The sequence below is a fragment of the Psychroflexus aestuariivivens genome (genome assembly GCF_004010055.1).
Classification (GTDB): Bacteria; Bacteroidota; Bacteroidia; order Flavobacteriales; family Flavobacteriaceae; genus Psychroflexus; species Psychroflexus aestuariivivens.
This window is the reverse complement of the sequence record NZ_RQVT01000056.1, coordinates 154329-171398: the sequence shown is the minus strand read 5'-3', so window position 1 is coordinate 171398 and position 17070 is coordinate 154329. Positions and strand designations below refer to the sequence as shown.

General features: G+C 34.7%; 18 protein-coding genes. 14 read left to right on the top strand and 4 right to left on the bottom strand.

Annotation, left to right across the window (positions count from 1 at the left end):
- Positions 1-54: 54 nt before the first annotated feature.
- Together EIG86_RS12225 and tgt are read right to left on the bottom strand one after the other, a co-directional pair.
- Complete coding sequence (locus EIG86_RS12225; RefSeq protein WP_127846465.1) at positions 55-1134, bottom strand: LptF/LptG family permease; 1080 nt, start codon at positions 1132-1134, stop codon at positions 55-57.
- Between the two features lie 11 nt (positions 1135-1145).
- Complete coding sequence (tgt, locus tag EIG86_RS12220) at positions 1146-2276, bottom strand: tRNA guanosine(34) transglycosylase Tgt (protein WP_127846464.1); 1131 nt, start codon at positions 2274-2276, stop codon at positions 1146-1148.
- A gap of 195 nt (positions 2277-2471) precedes the next feature.
- Between tgt and EIG86_RS12215 the strand changes: the two genes are divergently transcribed.
- On the top strand, positions 2472-3317 hold the full coding sequence (locus tag EIG86_RS12215; RefSeq protein ID WP_127846463.1) for a transketolase: 846 nt from the start codon (positions 2472-2474) through the stop codon (positions 3315-3317).
- Positions 3318-3353: 36 nt separating this feature from the next.
- Positions 3354-4310: a transketolase family protein gene (locus EIG86_RS12210; RefSeq protein ID WP_127846462.1), complete on the top strand. Its 957-nt coding sequence runs from the start codon at positions 3354-3356 to the stop codon at positions 4308-4310.
- Positions 4311-4366: 56 nt separating this feature from the next.
- Here EIG86_RS12210 and EIG86_RS12205 read toward each other — a convergent pair whose 3' ends face one another.
- Positions 4367-4795: a BLUF domain-containing protein gene (locus EIG86_RS12205; RefSeq protein WP_127846461.1), complete on the bottom strand. Its 429-nt coding sequence runs from the start codon at positions 4793-4795 to the stop codon at positions 4367-4369.
- 168 nt (positions 4796-4963) lie between these two features.
- On the opposite strand from EIG86_RS12205, the gene EIG86_RS12200 reads away from it, so the two are divergent.
- The 11 genes from EIG86_RS12200 (at position 4964) to EIG86_RS12150 (ending at position 14246) form a co-directional block, all read left to right on the top strand.
- Positions 4964-5734, top strand: coding sequence for a 3'-5' exonuclease (locus tag EIG86_RS12200; protein WP_127846460.1), 771 nt, complete (start codon positions 4964-4966; stop codon positions 5732-5734).
- A 7-nt stretch (positions 5735-5741) separates the two neighbouring features.
- Entirely contained in the window at positions 5742-6356 is a 615-nt protein-coding gene (locus EIG86_RS12195) for a fumarylacetoacetate hydrolase family protein (protein WP_127846459.1), read from the top strand.
- A gap of 3 nt (positions 6357-6359) precedes the next feature.
- Positions 6360-7607 (top strand): competence/damage-inducible protein A, encoded by a 1248-nt coding sequence (locus EIG86_RS12190; RefSeq protein WP_127846458.1) that lies wholly within the window; start codon positions 6360-6362, stop codon positions 7605-7607.
- Positions 7608-7691: 84 nt separating this feature from the next.
- Positions 7692-7931, top strand: coding sequence for a 50S ribosomal protein L28 (gene rpmB / locus EIG86_RS12185; protein WP_127846457.1), 240 nt, complete (start codon positions 7692-7694; stop codon positions 7929-7931).
- A gap of 21 nt (positions 7932-7952) precedes the next feature.
- A complete protein-coding gene (gene rpmG / locus EIG86_RS12180; RefSeq protein WP_003440979.1) occupies positions 7953-8135 on the top strand; it encodes a 50S ribosomal protein L33 in 183 nt (60 codons plus the stop codon).
- 3 nt (positions 8136-8138) lie between these two features.
- Positions 8139-8291, top strand: a complete 153-nt coding sequence (locus EIG86_RS12175; protein WP_127846456.1) for a DUF4295 domain-containing protein — start codon at positions 8139-8141, stop codon at positions 8289-8291.
- Between the two features lie 119 nt (positions 8292-8410).
- Entirely contained in the window at positions 8411-9367 is a 957-nt protein-coding gene (gene ftsY, locus EIG86_RS12170; protein ID WP_127846455.1) for a signal recognition particle-docking protein FtsY, read from the top strand.
- Between the two features lie 5 nt (positions 9368-9372).
- On the top strand, positions 9373-9672 hold the full coding sequence (locus EIG86_RS12165) for a hypothetical protein (RefSeq protein ID WP_127846454.1): 300 nt from the start codon (positions 9373-9375) through the stop codon (positions 9670-9672).
- Between the two features lie 101 nt (positions 9673-9773).
- Complete coding sequence (gene rimO / locus EIG86_RS12160) at positions 9774-11078, top strand: 30S ribosomal protein S12 methylthiotransferase RimO (protein WP_127846453.1); 1305 nt, start codon at positions 9774-9776, stop codon at positions 11076-11078.
- 159 nt (positions 11079-11237) lie between these two features.
- Entirely contained in the window at positions 11238-12851 is a 1614-nt protein-coding gene (bshC, locus tag EIG86_RS12155) for a bacillithiol biosynthesis cysteine-adding enzyme BshC (RefSeq protein WP_127846452.1), read from the top strand.
- A gap of 6 nt (positions 12852-12857) precedes the next feature.
- The gene (locus EIG86_RS12150; RefSeq protein WP_127846451.1) at positions 12858-14246 is read left to right on the top strand and encodes a pyridoxal phosphate-dependent decarboxylase family protein; all 1389 of its coding nucleotides are present in this window, start codon (positions 12858-12860) and stop codon (positions 14244-14246) included.
- Between the two features lie 74 nt (positions 14247-14320).
- Here the strand turns inward: EIG86_RS12150 and EIG86_RS12145 are convergent, their stop codons facing one another.
- A complete protein-coding gene (locus tag EIG86_RS12145) occupies positions 14321-14848 on the bottom strand; it encodes a DUF2911 domain-containing protein (protein ID WP_127846450.1) in 528 nt (175 codons plus the stop codon).
- A gap of 257 nt (positions 14849-15105) precedes the next feature.
- On the opposite strand from EIG86_RS12145, the gene gyrB reads away from it, so the two are divergent.
- Positions 15106-17046, top strand: a complete 1941-nt coding sequence (gene gyrB, locus EIG86_RS12140) for a DNA topoisomerase (ATP-hydrolyzing) subunit B (RefSeq protein WP_127846449.1) — start codon at positions 15106-15108, stop codon at positions 17044-17046.
- Positions 17047-17070 lie beyond the last annotated feature (24 nt).

Here is a 17070-nt window from a genome sequence, read left to right as displayed (position 1 = left end):
AAAGTCAGTCGACAAATATATGAAAGTTATCTTGTTTATTGCTTACAATATCGATTAGCGTTTTGCTTTCTGTAATAAATAGACGGCTAAAATACCAAAGACAATATTTGAAAACCAAACAGCTAGCATAGGTGAAAAGGTTGATTTTTCTGCGATTGTACCAAAAACTTTGTCCAAAAATATGAAGGCAAATGCGATGACAATACCAATTGCAAGATTCACGCCCATACCGCCACGTCTTTTCATCGCAGATACTGATACCGCAATAATAGTAAGAATAAATGCTGAAACTGGAACACTCCAACGTTTGTAAGCTACGATTTCGTAGGTGCTAATATTGCCAGACCCACGTCTTTTTTCTGTAGCTATAAATTCTTTGAGTTCTCCGTAGGTTAAAGTTTCTGCAATATATTCTACTGGCGTAAGTTCGTCGAATTCGAATGGCAAAATAGTGTCAATTTTTGTCTTTTTGATCAAAATATCATCGCGCTCGTTAATGATTCTTTTTACGTAATTATTCAATGTATAAGTTGAATCTTCTGGATTGAACCTTAATCTGGAAGCAGAAATTTTGAATTCCATTTCGTCATTTTCATTAAAATGTTCTAAAGTGAAATTTCTAGCTGTTTTAGAATTAGGTTGAAAATTGGTCGCAAAAATAAATTCGTTATCGTTGATTTGACGATACACATTTTCAGTTTCCTGTACGTCTCGTCCCTTTTTAAAATATTTATATTTAAACTCATTGAAACCTTGACTAGCTGTAGGAACCAAATACATGCTAAAAAGAAGTGCAATACCACAAACTAGACTGGCACCAATAATGTAAGGTCGCAAAAATCGACCAAAGGACACACCAGAACTCAAAATAGCGATGATTTCGGTATTGTTTGCGAGTTTTGAAGTAAACCATATTATGGATAAAAATAGAAAAATAGGGAATAAAAGATTAGCGAAGTAAATTGTGAAATTACCATAGAAAATTAAAACTTCACCCAAAGGAGCATTATTTTCAGTGATATCATCTATTTTTTCTGAAAGATTAACGATGATTCCAATCGGGATGAACATTAACAACAAAGCGGTGAATGTTGCCAAATATCTTTTAAGTATGTACCAATCTATAATTTTCAAATGCCTAAAATTTAAAGTCGAGTTGCCATTTTTCTTACCATTTCATCCTTCCAAGGTCTAAACGTTCCTTCTTGAATTTGCTTTCTGGCTTCTCTAACTAACCATAAATAAAAACCTAAATTATGAATTGTAGCAATTTGTTTTCCTAATAATTCTTTAACGCTAAAAAGATGCTTTAAGTATGCTTTGGTATATTCGGTGTCAACCCAAGTATTGGCAGCAGAATCTATCACAGAAAAGTCATCTTCCCATTTTTTGTTTTTGATATTAATGGTGCCTTCAGAGGTAAAAAGCATTCCGTTTCTTGCATTTCTAGTTGGCATCACACAATCAAACATGTCAACGCCAAGTGCAATATTTTCAAGTAAATTTATCGGAGTGCCAACTCCCATCAGATAACGTGGTTTGTCTTCTGGTAAAATTGCATTGACAACTTCAGTCATAGCGTACATTTCATCATCAGGTTCACCAACAGACAAGCCGCCAATTGCATTGCCTTCAGCACCTACATTAGCAATATATTCTGCAGATTGTTCTCTCAAATCTTTATAAGTACTGCCCTGAACAATCGGAAATAAAGTTTGACTGTGGCCGTATAAAGGTTGTGTATTTTGCATGTGCGTCATACAACGTTCCAACCAACGATGCGTCATGTGCATGGAGCGTTGCGCATATTTATAATAGCATGGATATGGTGTGCATTCGTCAAAAGCCATGATGATGTCAGCGCCAATTTCACGCTGGATGTCAACAGCTTTTTCTGGAGTGAATAAATGCGTTGAGCCATCGATATGAGATTTGAATTTAACGCCTTCTTCTTTGATTTTTCTATTGGCAGAAAGTGAATAGACTTGATACCCGCCAGAATCGGTTAGAATATTCCGATCCCAATTCATGAATTTGTGCAAACCACCAGCTTTTTTTAAAATACCTGTACCAGGTCTTAAATATAAATGATAGGTATTTCCTAAAATAATATCTGGGTTAATTTCTTCTTTCAACTCACGTTGGTGAACACCTTTTACTGTGGCAATAGTTCCCACAGGCATAAAAATTGGTGTTTCGATCACGCCGTGATCTGTTGTGATTTTTCCGACTCTAGCCTTGGAGTTTGGGTCGGTTTTTAGTAATTCGAATTTCATATCAATTTCAATAGCCGGCAAAGATACTTAAACTGAAATTAAATAAAGCCTTTACTAATTCTTGTCGAATTTTATTTTTCTGAAATGAAATTTAAAAATAATTCTTTTTTTTGATGCCGAAGACACCAATTTGACTTCAAAAAATTGCAATAAAATCGCTACTTTTGTCGAACTTTTAAATCTTAAATTTAAATAATGTCAACAACACAACAACTCCAAGATTTTGTAACCCAAGTCAGACGTGATATTTTGCGTCAAGTACATCAAGTCAATTCTGGTCATCCGGGAGGATCGCTTGGATGTGCAGAATTTTTCTCTGTACTTTACCAAGAAGTGATGGATTACTCCACAGATTTCGATATGGACGGAAAAAATGAAGATATTTTCTTTTTGTCCAACGGTCATATTTCTCCTGTTTTTTATAGCGTTTTAGCCAGATCTGGTTTTTTTCCAGTGGAAGAATTGCGTACATTCAGAAAAATCAATTCAAGATTACAAGGTCACCCAACTACTCACGAGGGTTTGCCAGGTATCAGAATAGCCTCAGGATCTTTAGGCCAAGGTTTGTCTGTCGCTATTGGCGCAGCTTTAACTAAAAAGCAAAATGATGATGAACATTTGATCTATACATTACACGGTGATGGTGAGCTGCAAGAAGGTCAAAACTGGGAGGCAATTTTATACGCTGGTAGTAACGGATTGGATAACATTATCGCTACCATAGATTACAACAAAAAACAAATCGATGGTGCAACCGATGATGTATTGCCACTTGGAAATTTAAAAGCAAAATTTGAAGCTTTTGATTGGAAAGTTTTAGAGTTAAAAGAAGGGAATGATTTAGAAGCAATCAAAGCAAAATTAGAAGAAGCTAAAAATCTTACAGGTCAGAATCAACCTATCGTTATTATTATGGAAACCGAAATGGGTAATGGTGTAGATTATATGATGGGAACACATGCTTGGCATGGTAAAGCGCCGAACGATGAACAATTGGAAAGTGCATTGGCACAAAATCCTGAAACTCTAGGCGATTACTAGAAAACATCTAAAAAAACGACAAAAGCAAAACATTTTATGAAAACATATACAAACTCCGGGAATATCGACACAAGATCAGGTTTTGGTGCTGGTTTAGCAGAACTCGGTAAAACTAACCCAGATGTCTTGGCACTTTGTGCAGATTTAACTGGATCTTTAAAAATGGATGAGTTTAAGAAAAATCATCCCGATCGGTTTTTTCAAATTGGTATTGCGGAAGCAAATATGATTGGTATCGCTGCTGGAATGACGATTGGGGGAAAAATTCCATTCACAGGAACTTTTGCTAACTTTTCAACTGGACGTGTTTATGATCAAATTCGTCAATCTGTAGCTTATTCTGGTAAAAATGTAAAAATCTGTGCTTCTCACGCTGGTTTAACTTTAGGAGAAGATGGAGCAACTCATCAAATTTTAGAAGATTTAGGTCTCATGAAAATGTTGCCGGGAATGACTGTGATCAATACCTGTGATTATAATCAAACCAAAGCTGCAACAATAGCTATTGCCGAACACGATGGTCCAGTGTATTTAAGATTTGGACGTCCGAAAGTTGCAAATTTTACACCCGAAAATCAGAAATTTGAAATCGGTAAAGCAGTTAATCTTACCGAGGGTAATGACGTTACAATTGTAGCAACTGGACATTTGGTTTGGGAAGCTTTGGAAGCGGCTAAAATTCTAGATGAAAAAGGTATTTCAGCAGAGGTTATAAATATTCACACGATTAAACCTTTGGATGAAAAAGCAATTTTGAAATCCGTTAGAAAAACAAAATGCGTAGTAACTGCAGAAGAGCATAATTTCCTTGGTGGTTTAGGTGAAAGTGTAGCTAGAACTTTAGCACAAAGTGAGCCAACGCCTCAAGAATTTGTGGCAACACAAGATACTTTTGGTGAAAGTGGAACACCAGCAGAACTCATGGAAAAATATGGATTGAATGCTGAAAATATTGTTACTAAAGCTGAAGCTGCAATTTTAAGGAAAGTCTAAAATTTATATAATTGAAATTTAATAAAAACCTCGATATCTTGAAAATATCGAGGTTTTTAGCTTGATAGCGTCTTTATAAAATCATACAACACTTTCAAAACAGGGTGTTTTTCTAAATTTTTATTTTCAAGAAAAGCACCCTCAAGATTCAAATCCTGGTTTCCGACAATTTGCTTGATTTGCGCATCGCCAACTTCTTTGTAAGCCATCGACCAGTTTTTGAATTGTCGCTCATCAAGAGTTCCTGAGTCAAGAAGAATCATATTATTATGGCGTTTATCGTTCTTTATAATATCATATATTCCATCAATTTCTTCCGCAGGACCTTCGATGTATTGAACGAATTTGCCTTGAATCAATAATAAAATTCCAGTGATGGCAATCCGTTTATTTTTCTCTCTAATTTTAAATAAAAAATCTTCTATATTTTGCTTCGTCATCACTTGTGTTTGACTGCTCATATAGGATACAAATTTCAATTGCATTCTTTTTAGTTATAAAGTGATGTGGAAAATTAATTATTTTTTTCGAATTTTTAAATGAATCAGGTATTTTTCTGAATTATACATATTTCGGCAAAAATCAAATCAAATTTTTTCACTTATTCGTTTTACAAGTTTTCAAATGATAACTTTGCAACTAAAATTTTTCTCATGGAATTGAATCTCACAAGACCAATTTGTTTCTTCGACTTAGAAACAACAGGCACAAATATATCTAAAGACCGAATAGTTGAAATTTCAATTTTGAAGGTTTTTGAAAATAACAATAAAGAAAGTTACACTTGGAAAGTGAATCCAGGAATTCCAATTCCGCCAGAAACCACAGCAATTCATGGTATAAGTGATGAGGATGTTGTTAATGAACCAAAATTTGAAATTTTAGCTCCAAAAATAAATCAAATGATAAAGGGTTGCGATTTGGGCGGTTATAATAGTAACCGTTTCGATATCCCTTTGTTGGCTGAAGAAATGCTACGTGCTGGTATAGATTTCGATCTTAAAAAAGTGAATGCCATAGACGTACAAACTATTTTTCATAAAAAGGAAAAACGAACTTTGGAAGCGGCCTATAAATTCTATTGCGATAAAGATTTGACTAACGCGCACAGTGCCGAAGCCGATACCAATGCAACCTATGAAGTTTTGAAATCTCAACTCGATAGGTACGAAGATTTAGAAAATGACACAAAATGGTTGTCTACTTTTAGTGCCCACAAGAAATTTGCAGATTTAGCAGGTTTTATTGTTTTAAATAAAAAAGATGAAGAAGTTTTTTCATTTGGAAAATTTAAAGGTAAAAAAGTTGAGGAAGTATTAGAGAAAGAACCTGGTTATTTTGGGTGGATTCAAAATGCTGATTTTCCACTTTATACCAAAAAAATTCTAACTGCGATAAAATTAAGAAAATTAGCCACAAAATAATTTCCAAATGAAAATCATCTGTATTGGTAGAAACTACGCCAGTCATATTTCAGAACTTCAAAATGAAAAACCCGAATCGCCAGTAGTTTTTTTGAAACCAGATTCGTCGATACTGCCAAAAAATCAAGCTTTTGTAATGCCTGCTTTTTCAAATGAAATCAACTATGAAGTTGAGGTTTTAGTCAAAATTAAAAAAGTAGGTAAGCATATTCAAGAAAAATTTGCCAATACATATTATGATGAAATTGGTTTGGGAATCGATTTTACTGCAAGAGATCTTCAATCTAAACTCAAAGCAGCGGGATTACCCTGGGAAAAAGCAAAGGGTTTTGACGGGGCAACTTTGCTTGGAAGTAAATGGCTTGATAAGTCTGAAATCGAAAATTTAAATCAATTGAATTTTAGGCTAGAACGAAATTCTGAGATTGTTCAAAATGGAAATACGTCTGAAATGCTATGGAAAATAGATGAAATCATAGCTTATGTTTCTCAATTCTTCACTCTAAAAATAGGCGATATTATTTTTACAGGAACACCTGCTGGAGTTGGAAAAGTTGAACCTAATGACGTTTTGAATGGTTTTATTGAAAATGAACAAATATTTACAGTAAACGTAAAATAACCGATGAAAGCAGAAATAATAACAATTGGTGATGAAATCCTTATCGGGCAAATTATCGACACCAATTCCGCATTTATAGCCAAGCAATTGAATAAAATCGGAATTGATGTTTATCAAATTACATCTATTCAAGATGAGAAAGATCACATTCTTAAATCTTTAGAAGCTGCTTCAAAACGCGTAGATATTGTTATTGTAACTGGCGGTTTGGGTCCTACCAAAGACGATATTACTAAGCATACATTTTGCGAATACTTCAATGATGAAATGGTTTTGGACAAAAAAGTTTTGAGCCATATTGAAGATATTTTTGAAAAATATGTTGATACTCCAATTTTGGAAGCTAACAAATCTCAAGCATTCATACCGTCTAAAGCGATTACATTGTTCAATGAGTACGGAACGGCTCCAGGAATGTGGTTTGAAGTGCAAGATGTCGTTTATGTATCTATGCCAGGCGTGCCTTATGAAATGAAATCTATTTTGACCGGTCAGGTTTTGCCAAGATTGCAAGACAGGTTTCACACTCCTTATATTATACATAAAACGGTATTGACTTATGGTTTAGGCGAAAGTGCCATTGCAGAACGTATTGAAGATTGGGAAAACACTTTACCAAAATTTATCAAATTAGCATATTTGCCAAGTTTAGGTCGAGTTAGATTGCGACTCAGTGCTAGGGGAGAAGATGAACAGGTTTTAAAGGATGCGCTGCAAGATGCTGTTACTACTTTGAATGAAATTATCGGCGACATTATTAAGGGTTACGAAGATGAATTGACTTTAGAGGAGCGGATTGCAAAATTATTTACTGATAAGAATTTCAGTTTAGCTACCGCAGAAAGTTGCACAGGAGGTCGATTGGCGTCAAAATTCACAGAAATACCAGGTGCTTCAGCCTATTTTAAAGGTTCAATAGTTAGTTATGCAACCTCTGCGAAAAATGATGTTCTGAAAATACCAGAAGAGGTTATTCAAAAATATTCTGTTGTCAGTGCTGAAATTACAGAGGCTATGGCAAACCGTGTTCAGAAAATGTTTCATGCTGACTTTGCTATTGCAACCACAGGTAATGCGGGTCCAACTAAAGGAGATAGCGATGCTGAAATAGGAACAGTCTTTATTGCTATCGCTGATCCTAAAAAGACAAAAGTTTTTGAATTTAATTTTGGAAAACACAGAGAACGTGTCACGCAAAAGGCTGTAAACAAAGCTTTAGAGCTAGTTTATTCAGCGATTTTAAAAAATTAAAAATCTATTAAAATCCTTTTGTCTAATTCGGAAAAATGTCGTTAATTTGCATCCTGTTTTTAATAACATATAAAAGTATATATAATGTCAAGAGTTTGTGAGCTTACTGGAAAAAGAGCGATGTCCGGAAATAATGTTTCCCATGCATTGAATAGAACTAGACGTAAATTTAGCGTTAACTTGGTTAAAAAAAGATTCTATATCCCAGAAGAGGATAAATGGATTACTCTAAAAGTGTCTACGTCTATTTTGAAAACCATCAATAAAAAAGGAATTCATGCTGTTTTGAAAGAAGCACGTGCAAAAGGATTCTTGACAAAATAGAGATTATAAAGCATTTATATTATGGCAAAGAAAGGCAATAGAGTTCAAGTAATTATGGAGTGCACAGAGCATAAAGAATCTGGGCTTCCAGGAACTTCAAGATATATTACAACTAAGAACAAACGAAACACTCCTGATAGATTAGAGCTTAAAAAGTTCAATCCAATCATGAAGAAAATGACTGTTCACAAAGAAATTAAATAAGTTATGGCAAAGAAATCAGTTGCATCGATACAAACAGGAACCAAAAGGCTTACAAAAGCTATCAAAATGGTGAAATCACAGAAAAGCGGCGCTTATGTTTTTGATGAAAAAATTATGGCTCCGGATGAAGTGAATGATTATTTTAATAAAAAGTAGTAGCAAACATCTTATTATACACAATGCCGTCTCGATATTCGTGACGGCTTTTTGTTTTTGATTATCTTTGTGCTCAATTTTATTTTTAATTTAATTTTTGAGTGCTATAACTTTATACGATGGGTCTTTTTAAAAAAATATTTTCTAAAGAAAAAAAAGAGAAATTAGACGAGGGTTTAGAGAAATCCAAATCTAATTTTTTTGGTAAGCTAAGTAAAGCAGTTGCAGGCAAATCCAAAGTCGACGAATCCGTACTCGACGATTTGGAGGATGTACTTGTTTCTAGCGATGTTGGTGTAGCCACGACTATAAAAATTATCGATAGAATTGAAGCTCGCGTTGCTCGTGATAAATACCTAGGTACAGATGAACTCAATACTATTTTGCGTGAAGAAATCGCCGGATTACTTAGCGAATCTGAACATGGTGAATTAGAAACTTTAGAAATTCCTGAAGGTAAAAAACCTTATGTAATTATGGTTGTTGGCGTTAATGGTGTGGGCAAAACCACAACCATTGGTAAACTTGCAAAACAATATAAAAATAAAGGTAAAAAGGTAATCCTTGGTGCTGGCGATACTTTCCGAGCTGCAGCGATTGACCAGTTACAAATTTGGGCAGATCGCGTAGATATTCCAATCGTCAAACAAAAAATGGGTAGCGATCCGGCTTCTGTAGCTTTTGATACTGTACAAAGCGCTATGAAGCAAGATGCTGATGTAGTTATTATCGACACGGCAGGACGACTTCATAATAAAGTTAATTTGATGAACGAATTGTCCAAAATAAAACGTGTCATGCAAAAAGTAACACCAAATGTACCAGATGAGGTGCTTTTGGTTCTAGACGGTTCCACTGGACAAAATGCTTTCGAACAAGCTAAACAATTTACGGCAGCGACAGAAGTCACAGCTTTAGCGATTACAAAACTAGATGGTACAGCAAAAGGAGGCGTTGTTATCGGTATTAGCGATCAATTCAAGATTCCTGTAAAATATATTGGCGTTGGAGAAGGTGTTGATGATTTGCAGGTGTTCAATAAATATGAATTTGTAGATTCTTTTTTTTCTAAATAATTTCAATGACTGCACAAAAACCAAAACCATTTACATCAGAGAAAAACAAGTTGATTTTCACCAAAATCATAGTGATTTATGCCGCTTTTTTTCTTGTTCTAAAATTAGCAGCTATTTTTCAAGGTGCTTGGGTGATGACGAATTTACTCATCGCTTTACCTGTAGTAATTCTCGGACTTATTGGTTTTTATTTATTGAAAAACAATAGTGTGAATTGGTTTTTTCCCATCTTTAGTATTATTTTGATCTCCGCCCTGCGTTATTATGAAACCGATTTAGCAAATTGGCTTCATGAACAACTTTAGCTAAAAAACTTCATATTTCAAGTCTCCGATTGGTTATCAAATAATTAACTTCTAAGCAGACATTAGATTGTATATTTGCACACAAATTTTATAAATTTTCCATGCGTACAAAATCATTAAAGAAAAATAAAATCAACGTTGTTACATTAGGTTGTAGTAAAAATATCTACGATTCCGAAGTCTTAATGGGACAACTGAAAGCGAACAAAAAGGACGTTGTTCATGAGCAAGAAGGTAATGTTGTTGTAATTAATACTTGTGGATTTATAGACAATGCCAAAGAACAATCCATCAACACGATTTTAGATTTTGTACAGAAAAAAGAAGATGGTGAAGTTGAAAAAGTTTTTGTTACCGGCTGTTTATCTGAACGTTATAAGCCAGATTTACAAAAAGAAATTCCAGACGTTGACCAGTATTTTGGCACGACAGAATTGCCAGCTTTACTTAAAGCTTTAGGCGCAGATTACAAGCACGAATTACTTGGAGAACGCGTAACAACAACGCCAAAAAATTACGCTTTTTTGAAAATTGCCGAAGGTTGCGATCGTCCATGTTCGTTTTGTGCTATTCCGCTGATGCGAGGCGGTCACAAATCCACACCGATTGAAGATTTAGTCAGCGAAGCAAAAAAACTTGCAGCAAGTGGCGTCAAAGAATTGATTTTGATTGCCCAAGATTTGACTTATTACGGCTTAGATTTATACAAAAAAAGAAATTTAGCAGAACTGCTAAAAGCCTTGGTTGAGGTTGAAGGAATCGAATGGATTCGCTTACATTATGCATTTCCAACAGGGTTTCCTGTCGATGTTTTAGATGTCATTCGCGATGAACCGAAAGTTTGTAATTATATCGATATTCCGCTTCAGCATATTTCCGATCATATTTTGAAATCTATGCGTCGCGGTACAAACCACAAGAAAACGACGGATTTACTTTATAAATTCAGAGAAATTGTGCCAAAAATGGCAATTCGAACAACATTAATTGTTGGTTATCCAGGTGAAACCGAAGCAGATTTTCAAGAGTTGAAATCTTGGGTTCAAGAAATGAGGTTTGAAAGATTAGGTTGCTTCACTTATTCTCATGAAGAAAATACTCATGCCTATAATCTGGAAGACGACGTGCCCGAAGAAGTTAAAATCCAGCGTGCCAATGAAATTATGGAAATTCAATCTCAAATTTCTTGGGAATTAAATCAGAACAAAATTGGCAAAGTTTTTAAATGTGTCATCGATCGCAAAGAAGGCAATTATTTTGTCGGAAGAACCGAATACGATTCGCCAGATGTGGATAATGAAGTCCTAATCGATGCTTCAAAATTTTATTTAAAAACCGGAGATTTCGCACAAATAAAAATTATAGACGCCGCAGATTTCGATTTGTATGGCGAACCAAAATCTTGATATTCTTTAATTGTCTTAAATAGTATTTTTTATTTGAATTGAATTTAAACTTCAATTATTAAATGACTAAGTCTTTGTTTTGGTGAAAAGTCTTTAACTAAAAATTAGTAGAAAAAACAGTTGACAAATGTATCTTTGAAATATTCAATATTTCAAATTATGGCTGACTGTTTACCTTATCGCGCAACGGATTATTTTTCAGATATAGTTTATGATTATATTGAAAAAAACAAAGATTTAGAAGAATTTTACGGTCATTTCCCAGACTTAGAAAATTTCAAATCTCAGATAGATTCCAAACAAAAACAGTTTTCAAAATCACAACGCGAAACTTTAGTTCAGGTATTGAAAAAACAATATCAAAACGTTGAGACTTCGTCTTTAACATCAACTCATATAGAGGATATTGATGACGATAAAACCTTTACTATTACTACAGGTCATCAGCTGAATTTGTTCACTGGACCATTATATTTTTTATATAAAATAGTTTCAACAATCAATTTAGCTAAAACTTTAAAATCTGAATATCCTGATTACAATTTTGTTCCGGTCTATTGGATGGCTTCAGAAGACCATGATTTTGATGAAATTAATTTTTTTCATTTTAAAAGAAAAACTTACCGTTGGAAAAATGACGCAGATGAAGGCGCTGTCGGTAAATTCAGTACAGAAAATATATCTGAATTATTCCAGAAAATTGAGTCAGATTTTGGAAACAGCGATCATGCTGAATACTTGAAAGGCTTGTTTACCAAAACATATCGAGAACATGATACTTTAGCCGAAGCAACAAGATTTTTAGCCAATGAACTTTTTGGTAAACACGGATTGGTGATTTTGGATGCCGATGAAAAATCACTCAAACAAAATTTTATTTCACATATTAAAAACGATTTGGTATATCATACAGCGTTTAGCCAAATTCAAAAGCAATCCGATAAACTCTCTGATTTAGGCTATAAGGTGCAAGTCAATCCGAGAGAAATCAATTTGTTTTATATGAAAGACAATTTGCGCGCTAGAATCGTAAAACAAGATGAAAATTACTATGTTTTGGATACCGAATTGAAATATTCAGAAACTGAAATTTTAGATTTGGTTGACAAATATCCTGAAAGATTTTCGCCTAATGTTTCCTTACGTCCACTTTATCAAGAAGTGGTTTTGCCTAATCTTTGTTATATCGGTGGAGGTGGAGAATTGGCATATTGGCTGGAGTTGAAGTCTTATTTTGATGCTGAAAACGTTTTGTTTCCAATTCTTTTACTTCGAAATTCTGCTCTGCTTTATTCAGACAAAACTGCCAAAAAGCTGAAGAATCTCGATTTAAATATAAAAGATTTGTTTCTGACTCCTCCAAAACTTGAAGCGAAACACACCAAGAAGATTTCGAAAATAGATATAGATTTTGAAGATCAGAAGGATTTTTTGAAAAAGCAATTCGAATCCCTTTTTGAAATAGCTAAGCAAACCGATGAATCTTTTTATGGCGCTGTAGCTGCTCAAGAGCAAAAACAAATCAATGGGCTTGAAAATCTAGAGAAAAGATTACTGAAAGCCCAAAAGAAAAAACTTCACGACGAAAATTCAAGAGTATTGAAGCTTCAAGAAATGTTATTTCCAAATGGACTTTTGCAAGAGCGTTATTTAAATTTCAGCGAAATTTATGTGGACTTTGGTGATGAACTGATTTCTACGTTACTCGAAAACTTAAAACCATTAGAATTAGAATTCACCTGTTTGGAGTTGAACGTTTACCATTCAAAATAAAACACTATGAAAAGTATGCACGCCATAGATTTGGAAACTGTTGAAATGACATTGGATGTGATGAAATATGCGATTAGCAGAATTTCAAACACATCACCAGAATTGGGCAAACCAAAAAAAGAAGAAGATTTATTGAAATTAGTCGGAGAAACTGTTACCAAAGAGGGAATAGGTGGTGAAAAAGCTTTTCAATTATTCAGAGATATTTTAGTCAAAGCTTCTGTGCCAGTAGACCATCCAAGACATTTGGCTTTTGTGCCAGCAGCTCCAACCCGAGCAGCGGTTTTATTCGATTTGGTCACTTCAGCTTCTAGTATCCATGGTGCATATTGGATGACTGGCGGTGGTGGAATTTTCTGTGAAAACCAAGCGATGAAATGGTTGGTGGATTTAACGGGTTTGCCAAAAGATGCTTTCGGCGTCTTTACCAGCGGCGGAACAGCTGCTAATTTATCTGCAATTGTAGCTGCAAGAGAATATTGGCGTTCATTAAATGATGAAAATAATGCTTTGAAGGGATTGATTATTACTTCCAAAGGTGCACATTCTTCCGTGAAATCTATGGCAAAAGTCATCGATGCGGATATTATTTTGGTTGAAGATGAAGGCGAACATAAATTGACAGGTAAAAATTTATCTAAATCTATTGAGAATTTAAGTGAATTTGATAGAAAACGATTGTTTGCTGTTGTGGCAACAGGAGGAACCACAAATGCAGGAATTATAGACAATTTGGCGGAGATTGCAGAGATTTGTGAAAAAGAAAACTTATGGTATCATGTTGACGCTGCTTATGGTGGTGGTGCTTTAGCCGCACCGAGTGTTCGTCATTTATTCAATGGTATCGAAAAAGCAGACAGCGTGACGATAGATCCGCACAAATGGATGTTTTCTCCCTACGATTGTGGTGCAATTATTTATAAAAATATGGAGCTTGCCAAAAATGCACATTCACAAAAAGGTGCTTATTTAGATATTTTCAAAGATGAAGGCGCACAAGGTTTTAATCCCGCGGATTATCAAATTCAGTTGACTAGACGACTTAGAGGTTTGCCGCTTTGGTATTCTTTAGCAATGCACGGCACAGAACGCTACACGCAAGCTATTGAGCGCGGTTTGTCTCTAGCAAACAACGCTGCCAAACAAATCAAACAAATGCCACATGTAGAATTAGTTAGAGAACCTGGTTTATCTTGTGTGCTGTTTACCAGAATTGGATGGGACGCCGAAGACTATCGAGACTGGACTTACAAAAATCACGACAGTGGATTTGCCTTGGTCACCCCTACAAAATGGACGGAAAATAGTGAAAGTATAACTTGTGCTAGATTTTGTTTTATCAATCCAGATACAACCGAGAAAGACGTTAAGGAAATTTTGGAATCTATGAAATAGTTCAGAAGTCATTTGAAATTAAAAAAGGGTGAATTCAGTATAGCAAATTCACCCTTTTTTAATGTTTTATGAATTTAAATTTTTGTGATAGGAATTTGAATAAAAACATCGTCCCAACCCATCAATAAATCTGAACCATTAGTTCTAGGTTTGAAAGTGATGGAAAAATCTTCAACCGTGGCTGCGGTATTTCTTGTTTCAACTTTAGTTCTTATCACATCTAAATCTTCATCATAATTGGTTCCCCAAGTATTAATTTTCTCATTGATGATAATTTCCCATTGTTTTTTATTAGGAATAGTAAATAAAGTGTAAGTGCCAGCGTCTATTTTTTCTCCATTGAAAAGCACATCTTCGTAAAAAGTAATTTCTGTAGCTTCGTTGGCACCAGTTCGCCAAACTTCTCCGTAAGGAACAAGTTTACCAAAAATTTCTCTATTTTTCTTTTTAGGACGGCTGTAAATAATTCTTGCCAAAGGCGAATTATCTTCATTTCGGGTAATGACTGCATCCATCGGACTTTTGTCTAAATCTTTAAATTCTTGGGCATCGACGCTCGTTGATATTAAAATTATACCTAAAAATAAATAAATCAGTTTCATGCTTTTCTTTTTTACAATTTTAGTCGAATAAGTTTTAAGTTCATCTTTAAAGCATGTTAAATTTATTTTCAATACAAGTTTGAGTTCCTAATTCTTTGAAAACTATTTGATTTACATTTAAACCTTAGAAAATTTAAAAATGATAGAAAAGTCTCAAAAATTGAAATAATGAATTAAAATTGATTTAAACGTCTTAAAATGATTCTAAAACTCATTCATTTCATTATATTTGTTGGTCGATTATTAATAAAAAACTTATGAGCGAAGAAGTCAAAAAGAACAATTATTCAGCTGATAGTATTCAGGCTTTAGAAGGAATGGAACACGTAAGGATGCGTCCTTCTATGTATATAGGTGATGTCGGAGAACGCGGATTACATCATCTGGTCTATGAAGTTGTAGATAACTCTATAGATGAAGCCATGGGCGGATATTGTGACAAAATTGACGTCGTCATCAACGAAGATGGTTCGATCACCACGTCTGATAATGGTCGTGGAATTCCTATAGATTTACACAAAAAAGAAGGCGTTTCTGCACTAGAAGTTGTCATGACTAAAATTGGTGCAGGTGGTAAATTCGATAAAGATTCATATAAAGTTTCTGGTGGATTGCACGGTGTTGGGGTTTCGGTTGTAAATGCACTTTCAATAAGTTTACATGCTAGAGTCTTTAAAGATGGCACAATCTGGGAGCAAGAATATAAACGTGGTAAAGCGCTTTACCCGGTTAAGTCTACTGGTGAAACAGAAATGAAAGGTACTGAAATAACTTTCAAACCAGATTATGAAATTTTCCAAGAATCAGTTGAATTCAAATACGAAACTTTAGCCAAAAGATTGCGCGAGCTTGCATTTTTGAACAAAGGCATAAAGATTTCAATCATCGATAAACGTCAAAAAGACGAAGACGGAAATTACAGAAGCAACGATTTCTATTCAGAAGAAGGTTTAAAAGAATTTATTCGTTTTATCGACGCCAACAGAGAGCCAATTATTTCTGAAGTCATCGCTATGGAAGGCGAAAAAAATGAAATTCCGGTGGAAGTCGCTATGGTTTATAACAATTCTTATGGCGAAAATCTACATTCTTATGTAAATAATATCAATACGCACGAAGGCGGAACGCATCTTTCTGGTTTTAGAAGAGGTTTGACTTCTACATTGAAAAAATACGCAGACAGTTCTGGACTTTTAGATAAATTGAAATTTGAAATCACAGGAGATGATTTTAGAGAAGGCTTAACAGCAATTGTTTCAGTAAAAGTTGCCCATCCGCAATTTGAAGGACAAACGAAAACAAAGTTAGGAAACAGAGAAGTAACTTCTGCAGTTTCCCAGGCTGTTTCAGAAATGTTGGAGATTTATTTGGAAGAAAATCCAAACGATGCTAAAGTCATCGTTCAAAAAGTGATTTTGGCAGCCCAAGCCCGTCATGCTGCTAAAAAAGCACGTGAAATGGTCCAAAGAAAAACTGTGATGAGCGGTGGCGGTTTACCAGGTAAACTTTCAGATTGTTCTGAACAAAATCCTGAAGATTGCGAAGTTTTTCTTGTTGAGGGAGACTCGGCGGGCGGAACTGCAAAGCAAGGACGTGACCGTAAATTTCAAGCTATTCTACCATTGCGTGGTAAAATCTTGAATGTTGAAAAAGCCATGCAACATCGTGTTTTTGAAAACGAAGAAATCAAGAACATTTATACAGCTTTAGGAGTTACTATTGGAACAGAAGATGATCCAAAAGCTTTGAACTTATCAAAACTTCGTTATCATAAAGTTATTATTATGTGTGATGCCGATGTCGATGGTAGTCATATTGCAACACTTATTTTGACTTTCTTCTTTAGATATATGAGAGAGCTTATTGAAGCTGGGCATATTTATATTGCAACACCTCCTTTGTATTTAATTAAAAAAGGAAGTAAAAAACGATATGCTTGGAGTGAAAAAGAACGAAATGAAATTGTCGCTGAATACAAAACTTCAGTTGGGGTTCAGCGATACAAAGGTCTTGGTGAAATGAACGCCGAACAACTTTGGGACACAACTATGGATCCTGAATTTAGAATTTTAAGACAGGTTACAATAGATGATTTGGCAGAAGCTGATAGAATATTCTCAATGCTAATGGGAGATGAAGTGCCACCACGTAGAGAATTTATAGAACAGAATGCAGTCTATGCCAATATCGATGCGTAATGGAATAAACTGAATATTCTCATA